The sequence below is a fragment of the Ignavibacterium sp. genome (genome assembly GCF_025998815.1).
Taxonomy (GTDB): Bacteria; Bacteroidota; Ignavibacteria; order Ignavibacteriales; family Ignavibacteriaceae; genus Ignavibacterium.
The window spans coordinates 847,399-867,008 of record NZ_AP026678.1 but is presented as its reverse complement, the minus strand read 5'-3'; the positions used below and the strand labels follow the sequence as shown (position 1 = coordinate 867,008).

Annotated in this window: 19 protein-coding genes and 1 tRNA gene; 9 read left to right on the top strand and 11 right to left on the bottom strand. The window is 32.3% G+C overall.

Annotation, left to right across the window (positions count from 1 at the left end; translation table 11 throughout):
- Positions 1–34: 34 nt before the first annotated feature.
- A complete protein-coding gene (locus Q0X14_RS03735; RefSeq protein WP_297842603.1) occupies positions 35–1,978 on the top strand; it encodes an adenylate/guanylate cyclase domain-containing protein in 1,944 nt (647 codons plus the stop codon).
- On the opposite strand, the gene Q0X14_RS03730 is transcribed toward Q0X14_RS03735, so the two are convergent.
- Positions 1,975–2,475, bottom strand: a complete 501-nt coding sequence (locus Q0X14_RS03730; protein WP_297842600.1) for a histidine phosphatase family protein — start codon at positions 2,473–2,475, stop codon at positions 1,975–1,977. The genes Q0X14_RS03735 and Q0X14_RS03730 overlap by 4 nt on opposite strands.
- Before the next feature lie 111 nt (positions 2,476–2,586).
- Between Q0X14_RS03730 and Q0X14_RS03725 the strand changes: the two genes are divergently transcribed.
- The 5 genes from Q0X14_RS03725 (at position 2,587) to Q0X14_RS03705 (ending at position 6,842) form a co-directional block, all read left to right on the top strand.
- Positions 2,587–3,198 (top strand): HD domain-containing protein, encoded by a 612-nt coding sequence (locus tag Q0X14_RS03725; protein ID WP_297842597.1) that lies wholly within the window; start codon positions 2,587–2,589, stop codon positions 3,196–3,198.
- A gap of 187 nt (positions 3,199–3,385) precedes the next feature.
- Positions 3,386–4,450, top strand: a complete 1,065-nt coding sequence (locus tag Q0X14_RS03720; protein ID WP_297842594.1) for a hypothetical protein — start codon at positions 3,386–3,388, stop codon at positions 4,448–4,450.
- A 12-nt stretch (positions 4,451–4,462) separates the two neighbouring features.
- A complete protein-coding gene (locus Q0X14_RS03715) occupies positions 4,463–4,987 on the top strand; it encodes an FMN-binding protein (protein WP_297842590.1) in 525 nt (174 codons plus the stop codon).
- The gene (locus Q0X14_RS03710; RefSeq protein ID WP_297842588.1) at positions 4,972–5,478 is read left to right on the top strand and encodes a hypothetical protein; all 507 of its coding nucleotides are present in this window, start codon (positions 4,972–4,974) and stop codon (positions 5,476–5,478) included. Before Q0X14_RS03715 ends, Q0X14_RS03710 begins: the two co-directional genes overlap by 16 nt.
- Before the next feature lie 65 nt (positions 5,479–5,543).
- Complete coding sequence (locus Q0X14_RS03705) at positions 5,544–6,842, top strand: YCF48-related protein (RefSeq protein ID WP_297842586.1); 1,299 nt, start codon at positions 5,544–5,546, stop codon at positions 6,840–6,842.
- A 1-nt stretch (position 6,843) separates the two neighbouring features.
- Here Q0X14_RS03705 and Q0X14_RS03700 read toward each other — a convergent pair whose 3' ends face one another.
- From Q0X14_RS03700 to Q0X14_RS03655, 10 genes are all read right to left on the bottom strand, one after another.
- Positions 6,844–8,472: a T9SS type A sorting domain-containing protein gene (locus tag Q0X14_RS03700; RefSeq protein ID WP_297842585.1), complete on the bottom strand. Its 1,629-nt coding sequence runs from the start codon at positions 8,470–8,472 to the stop codon at positions 6,844–6,846.
- Positions 8,472–10,619 carry a TonB-dependent receptor gene (locus Q0X14_RS03695; protein WP_297842582.1) on the bottom strand — a complete coding sequence of 716 codons (2,148 nt, stop codon included), beginning with the start codon at positions 10,617–10,619 and terminating at the stop codon, positions 8,472–8,474. Before Q0X14_RS03695 ends, Q0X14_RS03700 begins: the two co-directional genes overlap by 1 nt.
- 43 nt (positions 10,620–10,662) lie before the next feature.
- Positions 10,663–11,211: a hypothetical protein gene (locus Q0X14_RS03690; RefSeq protein ID WP_297842578.1), complete on the bottom strand. Its 549-nt coding sequence runs from the start codon at positions 11,209–11,211 to the stop codon at positions 10,663–10,665.
- Between the two features lie 86 nt (positions 11,212–11,297).
- The gene (locus Q0X14_RS03685) at positions 11,298–11,525 is read right to left on the bottom strand and encodes a GIY-YIG nuclease family protein (protein WP_297842576.1); all 228 of its coding nucleotides are present in this window, start codon (positions 11,523–11,525) and stop codon (positions 11,298–11,300) included.
- A gap of 102 nt (positions 11,526–11,627) precedes the next feature.
- A complete protein-coding gene (locus tag Q0X14_RS03680) occupies positions 11,628–11,876 on the bottom strand; it encodes a GIY-YIG nuclease family protein (protein ID WP_297842574.1) in 249 nt (82 codons plus the stop codon).
- Positions 11,877–11,978: 102 nt separating this feature from the next.
- Positions 11,979–12,227 (bottom strand): GIY-YIG nuclease family protein, encoded by a 249-nt coding sequence (locus Q0X14_RS03675; RefSeq protein WP_297842572.1) that lies wholly within the window; start codon positions 12,225–12,227, stop codon positions 11,979–11,981.
- An 8-nt stretch (positions 12,228–12,235) separates the two neighbouring features.
- Positions 12,236–12,325 (bottom strand) — tRNA-Ser (locus Q0X14_RS03670).
- Positions 12,326–12,388: 63 nt separating this feature from the next.
- Positions 12,389–14,617: a TonB-dependent receptor gene (locus tag Q0X14_RS03665; RefSeq protein ID WP_297842570.1), complete on the bottom strand. Its 2,229-nt coding sequence runs from the start codon at positions 14,615–14,617 to the stop codon at positions 12,389–12,391.
- Positions 14,618–14,621: 4 nt separating this feature from the next.
- Positions 14,622–15,095 (bottom strand): hypothetical protein, encoded by a 474-nt coding sequence (locus tag Q0X14_RS03660; RefSeq protein ID WP_297842568.1) that lies wholly within the window; start codon positions 15,093–15,095, stop codon positions 14,622–14,624.
- Positions 15,096–15,156: 61 nt separating this feature from the next.
- On the bottom strand, positions 15,157–15,498 hold the full coding sequence (locus Q0X14_RS03655) for a hypothetical protein (RefSeq protein WP_297842567.1): 342 nt from the start codon (positions 15,496–15,498) through the stop codon (positions 15,157–15,159).
- A 125-nt stretch (positions 15,499–15,623) separates the two neighbouring features.
- Here Q0X14_RS03655 and Q0X14_RS03650 point away from each other — a divergent pair, with 125 nt between their 5' ends.
- From Q0X14_RS03650 to Q0X14_RS03640, 3 genes are read left to right on the top strand one after another with little or no spacing between them, the layout of a single operon-like run.
- Positions 15,624–16,793 (top strand): acyl-CoA dehydrogenase family protein, encoded by a 1,170-nt coding sequence (locus Q0X14_RS03650; RefSeq protein WP_297842566.1) that lies wholly within the window; start codon positions 15,624–15,626, stop codon positions 16,791–16,793.
- A 49-nt stretch (positions 16,794–16,842) separates the two neighbouring features.
- Positions 16,843–18,315 (top strand): IMP dehydrogenase, encoded by a 1,473-nt coding sequence (gene guaB / locus Q0X14_RS03645; protein ID WP_297842565.1) that lies wholly within the window; start codon positions 16,843–16,845, stop codon positions 18,313–18,315.
- A gap of 5 nt (positions 18,316–18,320) precedes the next feature.
- Positions 18,321–19,610: a glycosyltransferase gene (locus Q0X14_RS03640; protein ID WP_297842563.1), complete on the top strand. Its 1,290-nt coding sequence runs from the start codon at positions 18,321–18,323 to the stop codon at positions 19,608–19,610.

Sequence of the window (19,610 nt, the reverse complement as noted above, 5' to 3'; positions counted from 1 at the left end):
AGAATATTTTTTGACGGGAATAATAAAAAATGTTATGATAGCCAGAAACGGAATAAGAATGCTTGCATCAGTTATGTTCACCGATATGGTGGGCTATACTTCTTTGATGCAGGAAGATGAAGAACGAGCAAAACTACTTCGTGACAGGTATAGAAAAGTGCTTGAAGAAAAAGTATTTGAACATCTTGGAAAAGTTATTCACTACTTTGGTGATGGTGCTCTTACCATTTTTGGCAGTGTGATTGAATCTGTTATTTGTGCAAAGGAAATTCAAGCTGAGTTATTAAAAGAACCTAAGGTTAATTTGAGAATTGGAATCCATGCTGGGGAAATAGTATACGATGATGAAGGTGTTTATGGAGATACTGTTAATATTGCTTCACGAATAGAATCACTGAGCAAAGGCGGTTGTGTTCTATTCTCATCCAAAGTGAATGATGAACTAAAAAACCATTCTGAATTCAAAACCAAATCATTAGGATTATTTGAACTTAAGAATGTAAAGTATCCTGTTGAAATTTTCGCTCTTCAAAGTGAAGATATAGTTGTTCCAAACAAAAATGATTTTGAATCAAGATTTAATCTGAGAAATGAGTCAATTGCTGTCTTACCATTTGTTAATATGAGTAATGAACCTGATAATGAATTTTTCTCTGATGGAATAACTGAAGAAATCCTGAATGCACTATCTAAAATTGAAGAACTTAAAGTAACCTCAAGAACATCGTCTTTTGCATTCAAAGGAAAAAATTTTGATATAAGGGAAATAGGTAAACAACTGGGAGTTAGAAACTTACTTGAAGGAAGCGTTCGGAAAGTAGGAAACAGAGTCAGAATTACAGCCCAGCTAATTGATACTCTTGATGGTTATCATAAATGGTCTGACACATTTGACCGTGATATAAAAGATATTTTTCAGGTTCAGGACGAAATTGCAACGACAATTGTAAGCACTCTAAAAAAATCACTTAAGATTCAGGATTCACAGAAGAAACCACTGGTAAAAATACCAACGACGAATCTTGAGGCATATCAGCTTTTTTTGAAAGCAAATTATTTCTGGAATAAGTGGACACCAACTGATATAAGAAGATCACTTCAACTTCTGAAGAAATCTGTTGAAATAGATTCAAATTTTGCTCAGGGATTTTCAGCATTGGCTGCTTGTTATGTTTATCTTGGTGCTATTGGACAATTACCAAATCAAATCGCAAATGAAGAAGCCAAGAAATATGCATTGAAAGCTTTATCAATGGATGATCAACTTCCTGATGGTCATCTTTCACTTGCGATGGCAAACTTATTTGATTGGAAATGGGATGAATCATATAAATCATTTCAAAAAGCACTGGAACTAAGCCCGAATAATGCAGATGCACATCATTATTATGCTTATTACATGATGGCAATAAACAACACCCGCAAGGCAGTCATTGAAGCTGAGAAAGCTCATGAACTTGATCCGCTCTCATTGCCAATAAATGCATTCCTTGGTGATATGTACTTGAATGCGGGAATGATTTTAGATGCAATTGAGCAGTATAAAAAAACGCTGGAAATTGATTCAACATTTCGTGCAGCGATTAACGGATTAGGGTGGGCTTACTATCAAAGTGGAAATATGGAAGAAGCTTTAAAGCTATTTAAGAAATCTCAGGAGATTGCAGGTGATGAATTTAAATCAACAGCAAATCTCGGATACATTTACGCTAAGTCAGGAGAATTAGATAAAGTCAACGATTGCCTTGATAAGATTAAATTTCAGGAAAAGAAGTTAACAGAAGTAAATTATACCATCGATTATGCTTTAGTTTATCTTGGTTTGGGAAATTATGATAAAGTATTTGAATACTTAAATAAAGCTTTTGAAGACAAATTAGGTGCACTAATTTTTATCCGTAGCAGATCGTGGAAGGAAATTCATGACGACGAAAGATTTAAAGCATTGTTAAGTAAAATGAATTTACCTACCGATTAACTTTTCTTAAAATATTTTTTCGGATATTCAAAAAAATCCAATTCAAAATCTTTGGCAGTAATACTCTTCCAGTCTTTTTGTGTTCTCATACAAACAATTCCACAAGTAGGTATATTATCAATTTCTTCATTACACAGAAAATTTTGTAAATCAGTTAGCCCGGGATTGTGTCCAACCAGCATAATAGATTTAAATTTTTGATCAACATCTACAATGAATTTTAAGAGCTTAGCTGATGAGGCAAGATAGAGCTTATCATTCCAAATGATTTCTGATTCTGCAATTCCAAACTTTCTTGCAAATTCAATTGCTGTTAATTTAGTTCGAACAGCTGGACTAGCAAGAATCAACTCAGGTATCACATTTTTTTCTGCTAACAGATTTGCCATAAAAGGCGCATCTCTTTTGCCACGCTTATTTAATGGTCTATAAAAATCATTCAATTCAGGATTATCCCAACTTGATTTTGCATGTCTTACTAATATGAGTTGTCGCATAATAATTATTTTCTGTGATTGTTATCATTTGCTAAACTAAATCAAGCTGCTAAGTTTCGCCACGAAAATAGATTAAGCATAATACACAATCAAGAATCTGAAATATATTTGATGAATCTGGAGTTAATAAAAAAATCCGAAACATTTGTAAAGAATACTCTTTCTGAGAGATGTCCTGCTAATTACAGGTATCACAATTTTTACCATGTTCAGAAAGTTGTTGAAGCTGCAATGAATATCTCTGAATCAGAGCAGGTAACCGATGATGAAAAAGAAATTATTATTCTTGCGTGTTTATTTCATGATATTGGTTACATCGATATTTGTGATGGGCACGAAATTAAAAGTTGCACATATGCAAGAAACTTTTTAACAAAAGAAAATTATCCGGAAAAAAAGATTCAACAAATTGAATCTTGTATTTTAGCAACAAAAATTCCTCAGCAACCAAAAAACAAATTAGAAATGATTGTGTGTGATGCTGATCTTCATCATCTTGGTTCTGATGACTTTCTTGAAGTTGGTAATAATCTAAGACTTGAAATCGAATATAGTAATAAAATTCATTTTACAGATGAAGGATGGCTAGAGAAAACTATTAGTTTCAATAAAAGTCACTCATATTTTACTGATTATGCAAAAAAAATTTTTGGCGTAAAAAAGATTCTGAATGTAATTCGATTAGAACAAATGTTAGAATCAGAAAAACAAAAAGTGAAATAAGAATAACAACTTCTTTTTATATTCCCCATATCTTGCTTCTTCGTCTTTAATCTGAGGTTCAAAAAAATTTTGTGAAAATTATCAATTAAGTCACAGTAACCTCTTGCAGTTTACTAATGTATAAGTATATTTGTATTGTAATTTAGATTTAGTCTTAATAAGTATAACAAAATATCAGGGAGTCTTTATGAAAAATCTTTTTCTTCTAATAGTCACTATTTTATTATCGAAATCACTATTTGCACAGGAGTTTGAATTTTTCGAACCCAAAGCAACTATAGGTGGTTATGGAGAACTTCATTACAACAATGAAAAAATTGGGAGTTCACCTTCAAAATCAATTTGGGACTTTCACAGATTTGTTCTTTTCTTTGGTTACAGTTGGTCGGAAAAATGGTCTTTCAAATCTGAAGTAGAGCTTGAGCATAATTTTGTAAAAAACGGACAGGGAGAACTGGAGCTTGAACAAGCTTATGTTAACTATCATCACTCAGATTTATTAGGATTTAATGTTGGAATTATTTTGCCATCAATAGGATTAATAAATGAATTTCACGAACCACCTTTGTTCTTTGGAACAGAAAGACCGGTTTATCATAATTTGATTATTCCTACAACCTGGTTCGGAAGCGGGGCATCAATTTATGGCAATTACAATGGATTTGATTACAGATTAACATTATTTGAGACACTAAACAGTGATAAATTTTCCTTATCACAGGGAATAAGACCTGGAAGAATGAAAGGTTATAAAACAGATGCTTCACGATTTCTTTACAGTGTTAAACTTGATTATTTGAATTTCCCAGGTCTAAAAGTTGGCGGCTCATTATCATTTAATAATGCAAAAGGCGATTCAACAAATATTGATGTAACAATATCTGAAGTTCACGCTAAGTACGATGCAAATAATATTATAGCAGTTTTCGAATTTGGAAATATCAATTATAATTCTGGTGAACTAAAAGCTTCCCGCGGATATTATTTTGATCTTGGTTACAATGTAGCATCGATCTTCAATTTAAGCACGAAAATAATTCCATTTATCAGATACTCAGATATTAATACAGCAGCAGAAACATTAAGTGGTGGTGATAATGAAAAACTTTACCATTTTACAGAATGGATGATTGGACTTAATATAAAACCATTTGAGCAAGTAGTATTTAAAATTGATTACAGTGAACAAACCAGAAAACTTGATGATAGAAAAAGTAAATTCATCAATTTTGGTGTTGGATATATGTTTTAGGAAACAATAAGTATGAAAAAAATGACTTTACTATTTCTGTTACTAAGTTTTACAGTATTTCCACAGGATATCAAAGATAAAGTTAATCAGGCATTGAAAAACTGCTTTGGAAATAATATTCAATTTGAAATTGAGAAAGTCAGAATTGAAAAGAATATCAAGAACGACATTGAAAAAACTGTAGGTCAAAAGTTCTTTTCAGAGGAAATTTATTTTTATAAAATTTTTGAAAACAAGAGTATAATTGGCTTTGCATTGCTTGATAATGTTTATGGAAAATCTCTTCCAATTACTTTTATGGTAATGTTTGATCTGAATGGTAAAATTATTTGTTCTGACATTATAAAATATCGCGAACCATATGGTGGAGCTGTTCAAAGCAAAGAATGGAATAGTCAGTTTAAAGGTAAAGATGCGCAATCAGAATTTATTGTTGGAAAAGATGTAAGTAGTATCAGCGGAGCAACAATTTCTGTGAATTCGGTTACAAAAGGAATTAAGAAACTTACTTTGTTAATTAAATGGCTAATGAAATAATGAATCTAAAACTTTATCAATTCCCTAAACAATTAAAGAAAATGATTGCAGCATTATTGATTAGTCTAACATTCGGAGTACTAATTGGATTAGGTTTTTTATATTACACAACTTCGTATTCAACTAAGGGAGCCATTGAACGATACAATGGCTCTCAGGTTTCTGATGAATTTGACATAGCAGAAAATTATCCAAAACCAGTCTCAGAAATTTTTATAACTACACACAATCATATAATAGCTTTCACTCTGATATTCACAGTTGTTTGTTCAATATTTTATTTTTCATCATTAATGAATAACGGCTTGAAAACTTTTCTAATGATTGAACCATTCGTATCAATAATCATTTCTTTCGGAAGTCTTTGGCTAATGAGGTTTGTAAATTCAAATTTTGTCTATCTAATGGCTTTCTCATCAACTTTGATTTATCTCTCTTTCTTTGTTATGGTTAGTTTGATTTTAATAGAGATTTTTTTCAAACGGTCGTAAGCAAATATTTTTTATTATTCTGTCAAAAACTTTATTATAAAGGTAAGAATTATTCTTAGTTTTTTATGACCAGAATTCTGTTATTAATTATTACAATAAATTCATTCTTATTTTCTCAATCAGGAGATTGGGTAATCATTCAAACACCGGTTGCAGCGAACTTAAAGAACATTTTTGCAATTGATTCAATGAATATCTGGGTCGCCGGAGATAGTGGATACATTCTATATACAAGCGATATGGGAAATAATTGGTCTATTCAAAACTTCAGACCAGACTTTAAAATTAATGACATTTTTTTTCTTGATGTGAATATTGGATGGGCAATTGAAAACGGAACCGAAGATGGAATAAATGTAGATAACTTTATACTAAATACTACCGATGGAGGTTTAAATTGGCAATCAAGAAGGTTCAGACCGGATAATGTTATATTAAATACTATTTGTTTCGTTGATTCAAGTAAGGGAATTATTGGTGGAGATAATAATATTTTTTCTATCACTACAAATGGTGGAGTTGATTGGACTGAGATTCCAAGAGATACTGCGACTTTCTCTCATTTCCCGGTTCATAAAGTCAGATTTATAAATGATTCTATTGGCTTTGCAGTTGGAGGAATCTATGACCGTGGCGGAGTCATCTGGCATTGTACTAATGGGGGTTTTACCTGGATGACTGATTCGGCCTATGCAGATCCATTTTTTGATATGGTTTTTCCAGATTCGCAAACAGTTGTAACTTTAGCCAGTGATATCGAGAGAAGTTTTCCAAGTGCAGTTTTCAAATCATCGGATTTGGGAAATACCTGGTTTTACAAAGAAATTTCTTACTATGGAGTATCGAGTGGTATTGATAACAGAACCACTGATGAAATTTGGGGAACATTTGGTCATGAGTTTATAGTTAGTTCAGATAAAGGTGAAAGCTGGCAAACCATCTTAACGCCTGATTCAATAAATGTATTTGATATTGTGTTTACTGACTCACTGCACGGATTTGCTATTGGCGAGAATGGAAAGTTTTTGAAATTTGTACCCACTATTTCTTCTGTTGAATCCAAACCGGTTATTACAAATGAATCATTCAGGCTGTATCAGAATTATCCTAATCCATTCAATTCGATTACCAATATCAGAATAGATTTATTTGATGACAGTTTTATAAATGTTGCAGTTTACAATTCATTAGGTGAAAAAATTCAGACACTATTTTCAGGTGAAGTAGAGAAGGGAAGTTTAGAATTGAAATTTGATGCGAAAGATTTAGCAACGGGAATTTATTTCTACTCAGTGGAAATACAAAATAAAGATTATAAATCTTCATCAGATAAATCAATCTTTAAAATGATAATCCTCAAATAAGTTAGCGTAACAAAACCATCTTCTTTGTTTCTGAGTAACTTCCAGCAGTCAGTTTGTAATAATAAATTCCACTTGTCAAATAATATTTAGCAGCATCAAAGTTTAACTCATAACTACCTGCTTCTCTATACTCATCAATCAAAGTTATGATTTCATTACCAAGCATATCGTAAATTTTTAACGAGTGCCAACTACCCGATGGAGTTTGCCAACTGATCTTTGTAGTTGGATTGAAAGGGTTTGGATAGTTTTGAAAAAGTTCAAAGGAACTTAGATCATTTTTCTTATTTTCAACACTTATTGGGTTAAATGAAATTGGTGCTGACCAGATTTGATAAATCCCGGTTGAATTGTCCATCCAAACCGGAAATAATTTATGATCTACTGCTATAATATCAATATTATCACCTTGATACCCTTGACCTAATCCGCCAATTGGTAATGGTTTAAAGTTGTGATCTGATATTTTATAATCTATCCAATTAATCCCACCGTCTGTTGATCTGGATAAAAACACTGATGCAGAATCATTGGTTGTAGCTCTATCATCATAATAGATAATATTTACGCCACCATACTTATCTACATCTATTGCAGGAAAATATTGAGTTTTACCATTATTAAGAGCATCTTGATTTACTCTTATTCCTGAAGACCAGGTTTGGCCATTGTCAGTTGATTTATAAAGGATAATATCCGGATCGGAACCAGCTGGAAACAGATTAATTTGCGTAGTTACTATATAAATTGTTCCTCTCGAATTTGTATTCGATTTATCAACAGCTATTCTTGGTAAACCATTAACCCGAATGTTAGACTTCTGAGCCAGAACACCATTTATTCCATTAATTGGGATTGCATTATTCATGACTGACCAGGAATTCCCACCATCATCAGAATAAGCAAAACTAACAGCTGTTTCATTAAAAGGTGATGTGCTCGTGACTAATGCATAGCAAATAAAGATTTCACCATTATTTCCAACTTCAATGTCCGGTCCGGCAGATCTTTGAGTAAATGAATTTACTGTCTGTGTAGGATTCCAGGCTTGAAAAATATTATCCGTAAAAGAAAATTCTACCGGAAAAGTACCGCTTAGTTTTACCCAAGTTGCATAAGTACGTCCATAGTATATGCTTGAAGGATTATTATCAGAGGCAAGTGTAGCTCTTTCATACAAAGATTCGCCATCACTGGTAATTTTATTTTGTGCTGACCAATTTAGTCCATTATCTGTAGAGTAATGAGAATAGATACCATAAAATGGTTGCCTTCCCAATCGTGATAATATAAAAGTTCCGTTTTTATCGATTGCTACTCCAGGATCACCTTGATGGAATGAGATATTTGGTCCATTGCAGGTATCGCTACCAAACCAGGTGTTTCCACCATTTGTTGTTACATAAATTCCTTCACTTACAAAAAATGGTTGAAACACAATTGTATTAGCCGATGCAAATAAAATATTCGGATTTGTTGGGTGAACAGTTATAAATACCTCAGTTTGATTAACATTACTAAGGTACAAAATGAAATTAGGTCCAATGTTTAAACCACTTCCCTGAGGTAGGGAAGTGGTCGTGAAAACAAATAAAATATAACACAATAATTTTAGATAATTTGATTTCATCAGAAAGTGTATCCTATATGTAAAGATGCAAAAAATGTTCTTGGTTCACCGGCTTCATAAAATCTACCGCTTGTTGAATTTATATTTACAAATCCAACATATCTTTTATCTAATATATTATTCATTCCACCAGATAAAAGTAGATTTATTTTTCCCATTCTATAATCCAAACCAATAGTAGTACCTAAAAGTGTATAAGCATCTGTTTTATCATCATTTGCGTCGTTTACATATAATCCGGAAATATACTGAAGTGAACCTTTTATGAATCCGGTTAAATCATAACTAAATGAATGTTCATATTCAAATGAAGTTAACAAATTATGTTCAGGAACAGAGGGAACTAAATTTCCGGAGAAGTCTTTTTCTTCAGTAACAATATTCCCTAACGAATCAAGATCGATGGATGCAGCTGAATAAGAGTCATACTTGAAATTCGAATAGGTATATGATAGAGTTAATCTGAGTCCTTCAAGTATTTCTGTTTTACCACCAACTTCAACACCTCTTCTTGTTGTTTGAGCTGAGTTTCTGTAAAAGACATCGCCGTAAACTTCAAAAGGAACTATTTCATCTTCAATCACACTATTAAAAAATGTTACTTCGAAAAATGTTTTACCAAAATATTTCTGATCAAAATCAACAATGTTTCCTTTTATTCCCAGTTCAAAGTTTTTTGATTTCTGAGGTTTCAAATCCGGATTCATCAACGTAGAACCATTATTGGAACTTAGTGGATAATTATCCAGCTCATTTCCAGCCGGTGAATCAAAACTTAACCCAAATGAAGTATAAGCAGAAACAGAAGGTGTAATCTTGAAGTTTAATGCTGCCTTTGGAGTAAATGCTTCAAATCTTCTTATATCATTTCTGCTTCCAAGTAACTGGTCTTTCTGATCGAAGTAAACATTATCATATCTTCCACTGAATAACAGGTATAATCTTTTGCCGTAAAGTTCGAAAATATTTTGAATAAAAAATCCGGAATTACCAATTGTTTCATCAGTTAAATTATTTAATATGTCTCCTTTCTTTCCATTTATGTTATTATAATCTTCTATTGGTCCTGTCTGATATAATAAATCCCCACCAATTGAAAATTCATTTTCTCTGTTTTCGAATAAGACTGATTTATTGGTATATCTGGCAGAACCACCAAGTCCATATCTGTTAATAATTCTGTAATTCCTTTGGGTTCTTTCAAAATATTTAATAGTTCCATAAGTGGTGATCTCTACTTCATTATTAAGAGATTCTCCGAACTTACTATTTAATCTTAAAGCAACTCTCCCTTTCTTACTAATTCTTCTGAAATCAAAATCCTTTTCTCTTTGTGCCGCTTGAAATGGATTTGCTTCATATTCAAATTTATTAAGGGAACCTGGTAGTCTTATTAATCCTGTTGTGAAGTAACCTAGAAATTGAACATTTGTATTTTTACCAGGATTTGTTTCGAGAACAGTGTTCAATATATGCCAATAATCTTCACTATGTTCGCGATAACCTTTGTAATTATGGTAAGTATAGGTTGCTAAAAAACTATAATCATCAGTCCTAATTCCTGTTTTGAATCCATTTCTTCTCAATTCATAAGAACCAAAATCATTAAACAAAACAAAAAAGTTATTAGGGAAGTTTATGTCATTTATGAAGTTTACAACACCACCAGGTGCATTAGTATAAAGTGAAGATGAATTGCCTTTGACTATTTCAATACTTCCAATAGAATTAAAATCAATAGCTTCGATTCTGGTTTGTCCGTCTGGTTCAGATTCGGGTATCCCATCTAATAATATTCTTACTCCTCTGATACCAGAATTTGATCTGCTTCCAAAACCTCTTATTGATATTCTTACATCGTGGTTACCATATCTATTCTGAAGAAATACACCCGGAACAGTATTTAATACATCACTAATTGAAGTTTTGCGATCATATCTATAAGTCTTATTACTTAATCTTATAACGGAATAAGGTATGTCAATAATTTTTTTATTAGTTCTGGTACCCGTAACAACTACCTCATCAGTTTGATATTGCAGGGTATCAGTTTTACTCGCATCCTTTGCCTCTTCATTTTGAGCATAGAAATCTATAGTGAGAATTGAACAAAAAAATAGAATAATGAAAAAGGAATTTTTTTTCATTTAACTCTCCTTGAATAATTATTTAAAGTTAAACTAAAGCGAATTAACCAAGGAGAACTTGCGGTGGGGGAGTTAGTACCTCTGAGGTCTGTTGGATTGGATTTTCAATTAGTACTAACGAAAGGTTAGTACTGGTAAAAAAAGTTTCAAATTCCTTATTCTTTTCTAAAAACAGTCCAATAAATGCAAGTATGTTTATCGAATTTCGTTGCTTATGATTTTCACTTTCCGATTTAGAAAAGCTATGAAATAATTCTTCAAGTAAATTTTCTTTATCATCGTAATAACATAAAAATCTAAGACTGTCAGCATCAGATAAATTCTTTTTAATATCATACATTTTACCATTAAATCTGAATTCCCTTGAATGTATCCATTTGAAGGAAACTTTATTTTCTTCTATATCATTTTTACTTATAGATAACAAAATTATTTCTTTATCCAATTCACTATTAAGTAACTTTTTAATTACATATTTTTTAATAATATGTGTTGATGAAAAATAAAGAAGTATATAGCCACTACTATTAAGTAGCAGGATCGAAATGATAATAGCTGATAAAAAATTTTTCAGATAAATATTTTTTTTCAAAATAAGTGCTCAAATTTCAAATCAAAATTAAAGAAAAAAACTTTTTATTGAAATAAAATGCTGAAAGTATATGCTCATAAAAAACATCATCTTGAGTTAAAATTATTGGCTGGTGAATTCGGATTTATTTTCATTGCCTCAGCACGAAAATCGAATTCTTCAAAGTAAATCAATTTCCAGGGAAGATACTTTTTAGTAAAAGTAGAAAGTCCGGAATTGTGATCAGAAATTCTTTTCTGGAGATTGGAAGTGTGTCCAAAGTAAAGTTTGTTGTGCTTAGCAGAGAAAAGAATATAAGTGAAGAATTTAGCCATAGGGATTGCGGAGAGGGAGGGATTCGAATGGCAAAAGCCATACCCTTTTACAGAGTACGACGGTTTAGTCCCTCAAGGGATTGGTTTCAGCCAAAATAACTCTTAGATAATCTTGTTCTGCTTTAACCACTTATAACCTTGATAACTTTTGAAGAATTTTTCTCTTTTCATTGCCTCAGCACGAGAATCGAATTCTTCAAAGTAAATTAGTTGCCAGGGAAGAAACTTTTTAGTAAAAGTAGAAAGTCCGGAATTGTGATCAGAAATTCTTTTCTGAAGATTGGAAGTATGTCCAAAGTAATGTTTATTATGCTTAGCAGAGAAAAGAATGTAAGTGAAGAATTTAGCCATAGGAATTGCGGAGAGGGAGGGATTCGAATGGCAAAAGCCATACTCCTTTACAGAGTACGACGGTTTAGTCCCTCAAGGGATTGGTTTCAGCCAAAATAACTCTCAGATAATCTTGTTCTGCTTTAACCACTTATAACCTTGATAACTTTTGAAGAATTTTTCTCTTTTCATTGCCTCAGCACGAGAATCGAATTCTTCAAAGTAAATCAATTTCCAGGGAAGATACTTTTTAGTAAAAGTAGAAAGTCCGGAATTGTGATCAGAAATTCTTTTCTGGAGATTGGAAGTGTGTCCAAAGTAATGTTTGTTGTGCTTAGCAGAGAAAAGAATGTAAGTGAAGAATTTAGCCATAGGGATTGCGGAGAGGGAGGGATTCGAACCCTCGGTACCCCTTTACAGAGTACGACGGTTTAGCAAACCGTTGGTTTCAGCCACTCACCCACCTCTCCAAAAGTGGACTTTCCACTGAAATTTTGTGCCCAAATATATAAGCCAAGTGTAAAAAACCCAAATTAAATCATTAGCTTATAAATTAATCTAATGTTAAATCCTGCTTCTGGTAAGATAGATTTAATTCTTGATAGATGATTTCGATAACTTTTATTAAATATGTTATCAACATTTAATGTAACTGAATTAACACTTTCGTCTATATAGAATAAATATTGAATAAATGAATTGAAAATAATGTAACCAGCAGTGGGTTGCTCAAATATATCAATATTATTTTGCTTAAAGGCCCAATCAAAGCCTAATCCAAATTGTAAATCATCTGCTTTATACTGAATTCCTGTTGTTCCTTTAAATGGTGGAATTTGTGGTAAAGAATTATGATTCTCTCTGAATTCACCTTTGGTGTAAGTGAATGAGGAACTCAGATAATATCCATCATAAAAGTTCCAATTAAACGATCCATCGAATCCGTATAACAATGCAGCAACACCAAATGTTTTAAAGATCGGAAGAAATGTTTGATAATTTATTTCACCACTGTTTCTTGGAATAATGAACGATTCAAAGTTGTTATAAAAAACATTTAAGTTAAAATTTAGTTTTTCAAATTTATGATATACAAAAACTTCAGTACCAATTCCGGATTCACTGCTTAAATCTGGATTACCAACTTCATACGAATAAGCTGCTAAATGAGGACCTTCTGAAAATAATTCTTCTATAGTTGGTACTCTTGTCGATCGACTTATGTTTGATCCAATGAATACAATATCAGAAAGCTGGTAAAGTATTGACGCAGATAGTGAGAGATTATTAAAAGTTTTTCCCCGAATAGACCCGATTTTACTATCCAGTTTTTCTACCTTTGGTTTAATATCGTCAAAAGAATATCTCGCAGCAAAATTTAAATTTGCTTTTCCAAAATTAATTTCCTCGAATACATAAGCTGAAATGTTGAGTGATTTAGTTGGTGGTGTAAAAACAAATCCGCCGATTTCAAAATCTCTATGCTCTAATGAGATACCAAATATTCCTTCATCAAAGTTGAATAATTTTATATGATTATATTCAATGTTGGCAAGATTAGTAATTATCCGAAATTCAGAACCGATTCTTCCACTGAATTCAAATTCTTTATGACGATAATAAATATTTTTATATGAAAGTTTGAAATAATTAGAATCGTTTAGAAATTTTATGTTTGAATCGAAGTGTATTTGTTTTTTTGTGATATCAATTTTAACTCCATTCGGATGAGCACCAATAAATCCGCCAGGAATTCCATAACTTAAATCATACAATCTGTAAGCAACACCAGAATAGCCGAGATCATTTATATAACTTAATCCCAAGGAGGAATTAAAATTTTTTGATGAAGAATTTTTTAGTAAACCATCTGGAGTGCTGAGATCAGAAGTATTTCTTCTGCTTAACTCAAATCGAATTGCAAGTGGATTTATAGGTATTTCAGATTGGATGGCACCAAGATACCCTTTGTTAACAGTTTCTGCGTAACCTCCAACAGTTAAATGATAAGTGTTGTGAATCTGTTGAGGAATTTCATTTCGCGATACATTGACAATTCCCCCTACAGTTGAGGATGTTTGTGTTAAAATTTTCGGTCCTCTTAAAACTTCAATCCTATCTGATGTAAATGGTTCGATAGTTACAGCGTGGTCAGGTGAAGTTGCCGATAGGTCAACAGTTTTCATTCCATCTTCACTTATCAAAATTCTATCTTGTCCCAAACCTCTGTAAACGGGTCTTGAAGGTGCTGGTCCCATAGAACGGACAGATAAACCAGATTCATTTTTAAGAGTTGAAGCTAAAGTCTGACTTAAATTCCTTTGTAATTCTCTTCCTCTAAGAATGTTTGAATAATCTCTAATCTCGTCAATCAAAGATGTAGAGCGATGCTCTGAAACAACTACCGTCGAAAGATTAATAATCTTTGGAATTAGATATACAATCAGTTTTTTATCCAATTCATTCTGAAATTTAATATCAACCAATTTTTCCTGATAGGCAAGGTGTGTAATCTTAATCCTAAAATTACTTTGAATACTAATTTGTAGTGAAAAAGTGCCATCAGATTTTGTAGTAGTGTATATATCTGTTCCTATCAATTGCACTGCTGCATTGCTAATTGGTTCAGAGTTTTCGGCATCGAGTACTATTCCTTCTAAGATAAAAGTATCTGTATCAGCGAGACTACTAAAAGTTATAAAAAGTGATAAGAATATCACCTTCAAAAAACGAAGGTGATATTCTAAGAAATATTCTTGCATAATCTCAATTAGTTATTTTAACTGGAAATTTACCGGACCTAAAATCAGCGTGGCCTTCGTGCATAATGAAGAATTCTATCTGAGTTAATCCTAATTGTTTTCCTACTAAATGAAATTCATAACTTCCTTCCTCTCCTGGATGTTGCCAGACACCAACCAAACTTGTGTCCTGAATTTCCCAGGCAAAGGGTTGTTTTGTATGATCTGGTGGGTCTAACTCTTGTTTACTTGAATTATAGAATTTAACCTCAAAATGCGTTGAAGTTTGACCCAAAACAGCCGATAAAGTATCTTGAGTTACTCCTCTGAATATTTCAGCAACTTTAATTCCTGATTGATAAAGAACCAAACCTTCAGCTTCAAAGTGATCCATATCTGGTTCTAAAGGATCATCTTTGCATGAATTTAAGATTAATGTTAAAGCGAACAATACTAAAAAGTATAGAACTATCCTTTGGATATATTTAAATGAAAACATTTTCTTCTCCTTAAAATTTTGAGAAATACTTAAAGATAATTATGGAATTGTTTGAAAAATCTTAAGTGAGAAGATTTGGTGGTGCTCTTAGACTGAAGGTATTGAAAAAGAAAAGTGGTTGAAAGAAAGAAAAACCCGTTATGGTAAATTCTTCATCATTTAAAAAAACATTTACTGAATTCTGAAACCAACCTGAACTGAATTTATGAAGACTATTAAAATTATTTTGAACAGGACATTGAAGTGCAGAATGTTCTGAAAAAGTATATAATTTTTCTTTCAGTTCTGAAACTTCATTTATTAACTTATTGTTGAAACTTATGTGATGAAAATGGAAAATATTGGCAGTAAATAATGCCAAGTAGCTTGCAAGAATTAAATATGTAGTTAATTTCTTTTTCATTTTGTCCAAACAAACATTTTGAAAATAAAGAAGAATTTCAAGTTAATTTTTTTACTTCATTACAATTAATAAAATTGTTTGATAGACTCACTTTTAATAACTTTGGCAAAAAAAAATGGAGTTATATGAATAAATTTTCTGGTGTTGATTATTTTGAAATTGAACCTCTATTGACAGAGGAAGAAAGAATGATAAGAGATACAGTTCGGGAATTCGTAGATAATGAGATCATACCTATTATTGAAGAATATAATAGGAAAGCCGAATTTCCTCTGCATCTTGTCTCTAAAATGGCTGAACTTGGATTATTTGGTCCGACGCTTCCTTCAAAATATGGTTGTTCAGAATTAAATAATGTTGCTTATGGACTTATAATGCAGGAATTGGAAAGAGGTGATAGTGGTATCAGAAGTTTTGCATCTGTGCAAAGTGCGCTTGTCATGTACCCCATTTTTACATTTGGTAGTGAAGAACAAAAAGACTATTGGTTACCTAAATTAGCCGCTGGAGAAAAGATTGGGTGCTTTGGACTTACAGAACCAGATTATGGATCTAATCCTGGTGGAATGATAACCAAGGTTGAAAAGGTTTCAGATGGATATCTTCTTAACGGAGCAAAAATGTGGATTACGAATGGTACAATTGCTGATGTTGCTGTAGTATGGGCTAAATTGAACGGAGTTGTCAGAGGATTTTTAGTTGAAAAGGGAACAAAGGGTTTTTCTGCACCTGAAATGAAAGGAAAACATTCATTGAGAGCCTCAGTTACCTCAGAACTAATTTTTGACAATGTCCTTATCCCTGAATCTAATTTGCTCCCTAAAACCGAAGGACTAAAAAATGCGTTAATGTGTCTAAATCAGGCAAGATATGGAATTGCTTGGGGAGTTGTTGGAGCAATGATGGCTTGCTACGATACTGCATTGAATTATGCAAAGTCCAGAATTCAATTTAGTAAACCGATTGCAGCTTATCAAATGACTCAGGAAAAACTAGTTTATATGCTAACTGAAATAACTAAAGCGCAATTATTAAATCTTCAATTAGGTAGATTAAAAGACAAGGGAACATTGAAATTCACTCAAGTGTCATTAGCAAAAAGAAACAATTGCGAAAAAGCTTTAGAAATTGCCAGGATGTCTCGTGAAATTTTGGGAGCAAATGGTATACTTGATGAATACCCTGTTATGAGGCATGCTGCTAACTTAGAATCAGTTAAAACATATGAGGGGACACATGAAATGCACACTTTGATTGTTGGTGAGGATATTACCGGATATCCAGCGTTTGAGTAATCTATCAATTTTGTCACAATTAGTGGTTTTTATTTTTTAGAGGTGAACAATGTTAGATAAAAAATTATTGACTGAAGGATTAACTTTCGATGATGTGCTTTTAATCCCATCAAGATCTAAAGTATTACCAAGAGAAGTAGATGTTTCCACTTATCTGACCGGAGAGATTAAATTAAATATTCCTCTTATATCTGCCGCGATGGACACTGTTACGGAATCCGAAATGGCGATTGCAATGGCTAGGGAAGGTGGAATTGGTATTCTGCATAAGAATATGACTATTGAAAAACAATGCGAAGAAGTGGATAAGGTTAAAAGGTCTGAAAGTGGGATGATCCAAGATCCAATTACATTAACTCCGGATAAAACGATAGGAGAAGCACTTCAGTTAATGAAGAAATATAGTATTTCCGGAATACCTGTGGTTGATAATAAGGGGAAATTAGTAGGAATTCTTACAAACAGAGATCTGAGGTTTGAACCTAATCATTCTCTACCTGTATCAGAATTAATGACTAAGGAAAATTTAATAACTGCTCCTATTGGAACAACATTGGAAAAAGCTGAAAAAATTCTTCAGAAATATAAAATTGAAAAATTACCAGTTGTTGATAAAAATGGTAAGTTACGCGGACTTATAACATTTAAAGATATTCTCAAGAAGAAGAAACATCCCAATGCTTGCAAAGATGATTTGGGAAGACTTAGAGTTGGAGCAGCTGTTGGAATTACATATGATACAATAGAAAGAGTTCAGGAGCTTTTTAATTCTGGCGCAGATGTCATTGTTATAGATACCGCACACGGTCATTCCGAGGGTGTTTTACATACAATTAAAGAAATTAGAAGAAAATTTAAATATGAGCAGATAATTGCTGGAAATATAGGAACTTATGAAGGAGCCCTGGATCTAATTAATCTTGGGGTTGACGCAATCAAAGTTGGTATTGGACCTGGATCAATTTGCACGACTAGAGTTGTAGCAGGAGTCGGCATTCCTCAAATAACTGCTATATCAGAAGCACACAGAGCCGCATCTAAAAAAGGAATTCCAATAATTGCCGATGGCGGAATTCGTCATACAGGTGATGTTCCAAAAGCAATAGTAGCTGGTGCTGATTCTGTAATGATTGGAGGCCTCTTTGCTGGTGTTGACGAAAGTCCGGGTGAAAAAATTCTTTATGAGGGGCGTAGCTTCAAATTATATAGAGGAATGGGATCTTTAGGAGCAATGAAACAGGGAAGTAAAGATAGATATTTTCAAGATGCTGAAGACGACATTGCAAAATTAGTACCTGAAGGTGTTGAGGGGAGAGTTCCTTACAAAGGTCCGCTTAGTGATACGATTTATCAGATTATAGGTGGACTACGCGCTGCTATGGGTTATTGTGGTACGAGAGACATAACAACTCTTAAAAAGAAAGGCAGGTTCATTAAAATTACATTAGCAGGATTACGGGAAAGCCATCCTCACGATATAATTATTACTCAAGAAGCACCAAATTACAGTTTAAAGAAATAATTTTAATGAATGATAGAAAATTTAAAGTTCTGGTAATAGCTTATTATTTTCCTCCTTTGGGTTTGAGTGGAGTTCAGAGGACATTCAAGTTCGTTAAATACATGTTAAAATACAACTGGGAACCAACAGTCATAACTACTGATAAAATTGCCTATTATGCTTATGATTATTCATTATTAGAAGAACTGAATTCATTAAATATTATAGTCATAAGAGTTTCAGGTAAAGAACCTAACTCAATATTATCAAAATTGGGAAACCTTAAACCTCCAAGAGAAGTATTTCGAAAAATATTTGACATAATTTCTCAAACTATTTTCATTCCCGATAATAAAATCTCATGGTCAAATTCTGCAGCCATTAAAGCCGAAGAAATTCTGACAAATGAAAATTTTGATGCAATTTTTATTAGTTGCCCACCATTTTCAGCATTTGAAAAAATATCCAAACTTAGAACTAAATTTGATGTTCCTATCATCATAGATTATAGAGATTTATGGTATAACAGTTATTTTTCTGTTTATATCACTCCTTTTCATAAAATTCTTAATAAAAGGAAAGAATATCTTTCATTAAAAAATGCAGATGCTGTAATTGTAACAAATCGAAAAATAAAAGAGTTCTTGATAAAAAATTATCCATTCTTAACATTTGATGATATCAGTATTATTCCACATGGATTTGATCCGGAAGATTTTCAATTAGCGAAGCCATTTCCGAAGCCAAAAAATAAGTTAGTAATTATGTTTTCGGGAATTTTTATTGGATATGGAACACCAAAATACTTGTTAAAAGCTTTTAAGGAATTATCTATTGAAAGACCTGATATCGCACAAAATATTGAATTACACTTTGTAGGTTATTTAAGAAAAGAAAATGTTAAGTTAATAAAAAAACTTAAGTTAGAAGAATTTGTTGTTGATCATGGTTATGTTGATCATCTTACCTCTGTTCGAAAGATTATGTCTGCAGATGTTCTTTGGTTTATGATTGATTACAGAAAAAATATCGACGCAATCCTTCCTGGTAAAATCTACGAATATATTGGTTCGGCTAAACCAATATTTGGTTGTGTTCCTGAAGGTGCCGCAAAACATGCATTACAAGAATATGGAGCATCTTTTATCTGTAAGCCAGATGATGTTTCGGAGATCAAAGAAAATCTTTACAGGATTTATGACTTATATAAAAATAATCAGTTACCTAAACCATCTGAAGAAATTATCCGGAAATATCAAAGAGATGTCCTTACAGAATCACTGATTAAAATATTTCAATCAAAAATAAAAGTTTAA

What these genes read in the sequence shown, in the direction of transcription:
- Q0X14_RS03700 (WP_297842585.1), bottom strand. Translation starts at nt 8,472, where the DNA reads ATGAAATCAAATTATCTAAAATTATTGTGTTATATTTTATTTGTTTTC.
- Q0X14_RS03655 (WP_297842567.1), bottom strand. Translation starts at nt 15,498, where the DNA reads ATGAAAAAGAAATTAACTACATATTTAATTCTTGCAAGCTACTTGGCA.
- Q0X14_RS03695 (WP_297842582.1), bottom strand. Translation starts at nt 10,619, where the DNA reads ATGAAAAAAAATTCCTTTTTCATTATTCTATTTTTTTGTTCAATTCTC.
- Q0X14_RS03680 (WP_297842574.1), bottom strand. Translation starts at nt 11,876, where the DNA reads ATGGCTAAATTCTTCACTTACATTCTTTTCTCTGCTAAGCATAATAAA.
- Q0X14_RS03685 (WP_297842576.1), bottom strand. Translation starts at nt 11,525, where the DNA reads ATGGCTAAATTCTTCACTTATATTCTTTTCTCTGCTAAGCACAACAAA.
- Q0X14_RS03725 (WP_297842597.1), top strand. Translation starts at nt 2,587, where the DNA reads ATGAATCTGGAGTTAATAAAAAAATCCGAAACATTTGTAAAGAATACT.
- Q0X14_RS03640 (WP_297842563.1), top strand. Translation starts at nt 18,321, where the DNA reads ATGAATGATAGAAAATTTAAAGTTCTGGTAATAGCTTATTATTTTCCT.
- Q0X14_RS03650 (WP_297842566.1), top strand. Translation starts at nt 15,624, where the DNA reads ATGAATAAATTTTCTGGTGTTGATTATTTTGAAATTGAACCTCTATTG.
- Q0X14_RS03735 (WP_297842603.1), top strand. Translation starts at nt 35, where the DNA reads ATGATAGCCAGAAACGGAATAAGAATGCTTGCATCAGTTATGTTCACC.
- guaB (WP_297842565.1), top strand. Translation starts at nt 16,843, where the DNA reads ATGTTAGATAAAAAATTATTGACTGAAGGATTAACTTTCGATGATGTG.
- Q0X14_RS03710 (WP_297842588.1), top strand. Translation starts at nt 4,972, where the DNA reads ATGGCTAATGAAATAATGAATCTAAAACTTTATCAATTCCCTAAACAA.
- Q0X14_RS03720 (WP_297842594.1), top strand. Translation starts at nt 3,386, where the DNA reads ATGAAAAATCTTTTTCTTCTAATAGTCACTATTTTATTATCGAAATCA.
- Q0X14_RS03715 (WP_297842590.1), top strand. Translation starts at nt 4,463, where the DNA reads ATGAAAAAAATGACTTTACTATTTCTGTTACTAAGTTTTACAGTATTT.
- Q0X14_RS03665 (WP_297842570.1), bottom strand. Translation starts at nt 14,617, where the DNA reads ATGCAAGAATATTTCTTAGAATATCACCTTCGTTTTTTGAAGGTGATA.
- Q0X14_RS03675 (WP_297842572.1), bottom strand. Translation starts at nt 12,227, where the DNA reads ATGGCTAAATTCTTCACTTACATTCTTTTCTCTGCTAAGCACAACAAA.
- Q0X14_RS03660 (WP_297842568.1), bottom strand. Translation starts at nt 15,095, where the DNA reads ATGTTTTCATTTAAATATATCCAAAGGATAGTTCTATACTTTTTAGTA.
- Q0X14_RS03705 (WP_297842586.1), top strand. Translation starts at nt 5,544, where the DNA reads ATGACCAGAATTCTGTTATTAATTATTACAATAAATTCATTCTTATTT.
- Q0X14_RS03730 (WP_297842600.1), bottom strand. Translation starts at nt 2,475, where the DNA reads ATGCGACAACTCATATTAGTAAGACATGCAAAATCAAGTTGGGATAAT.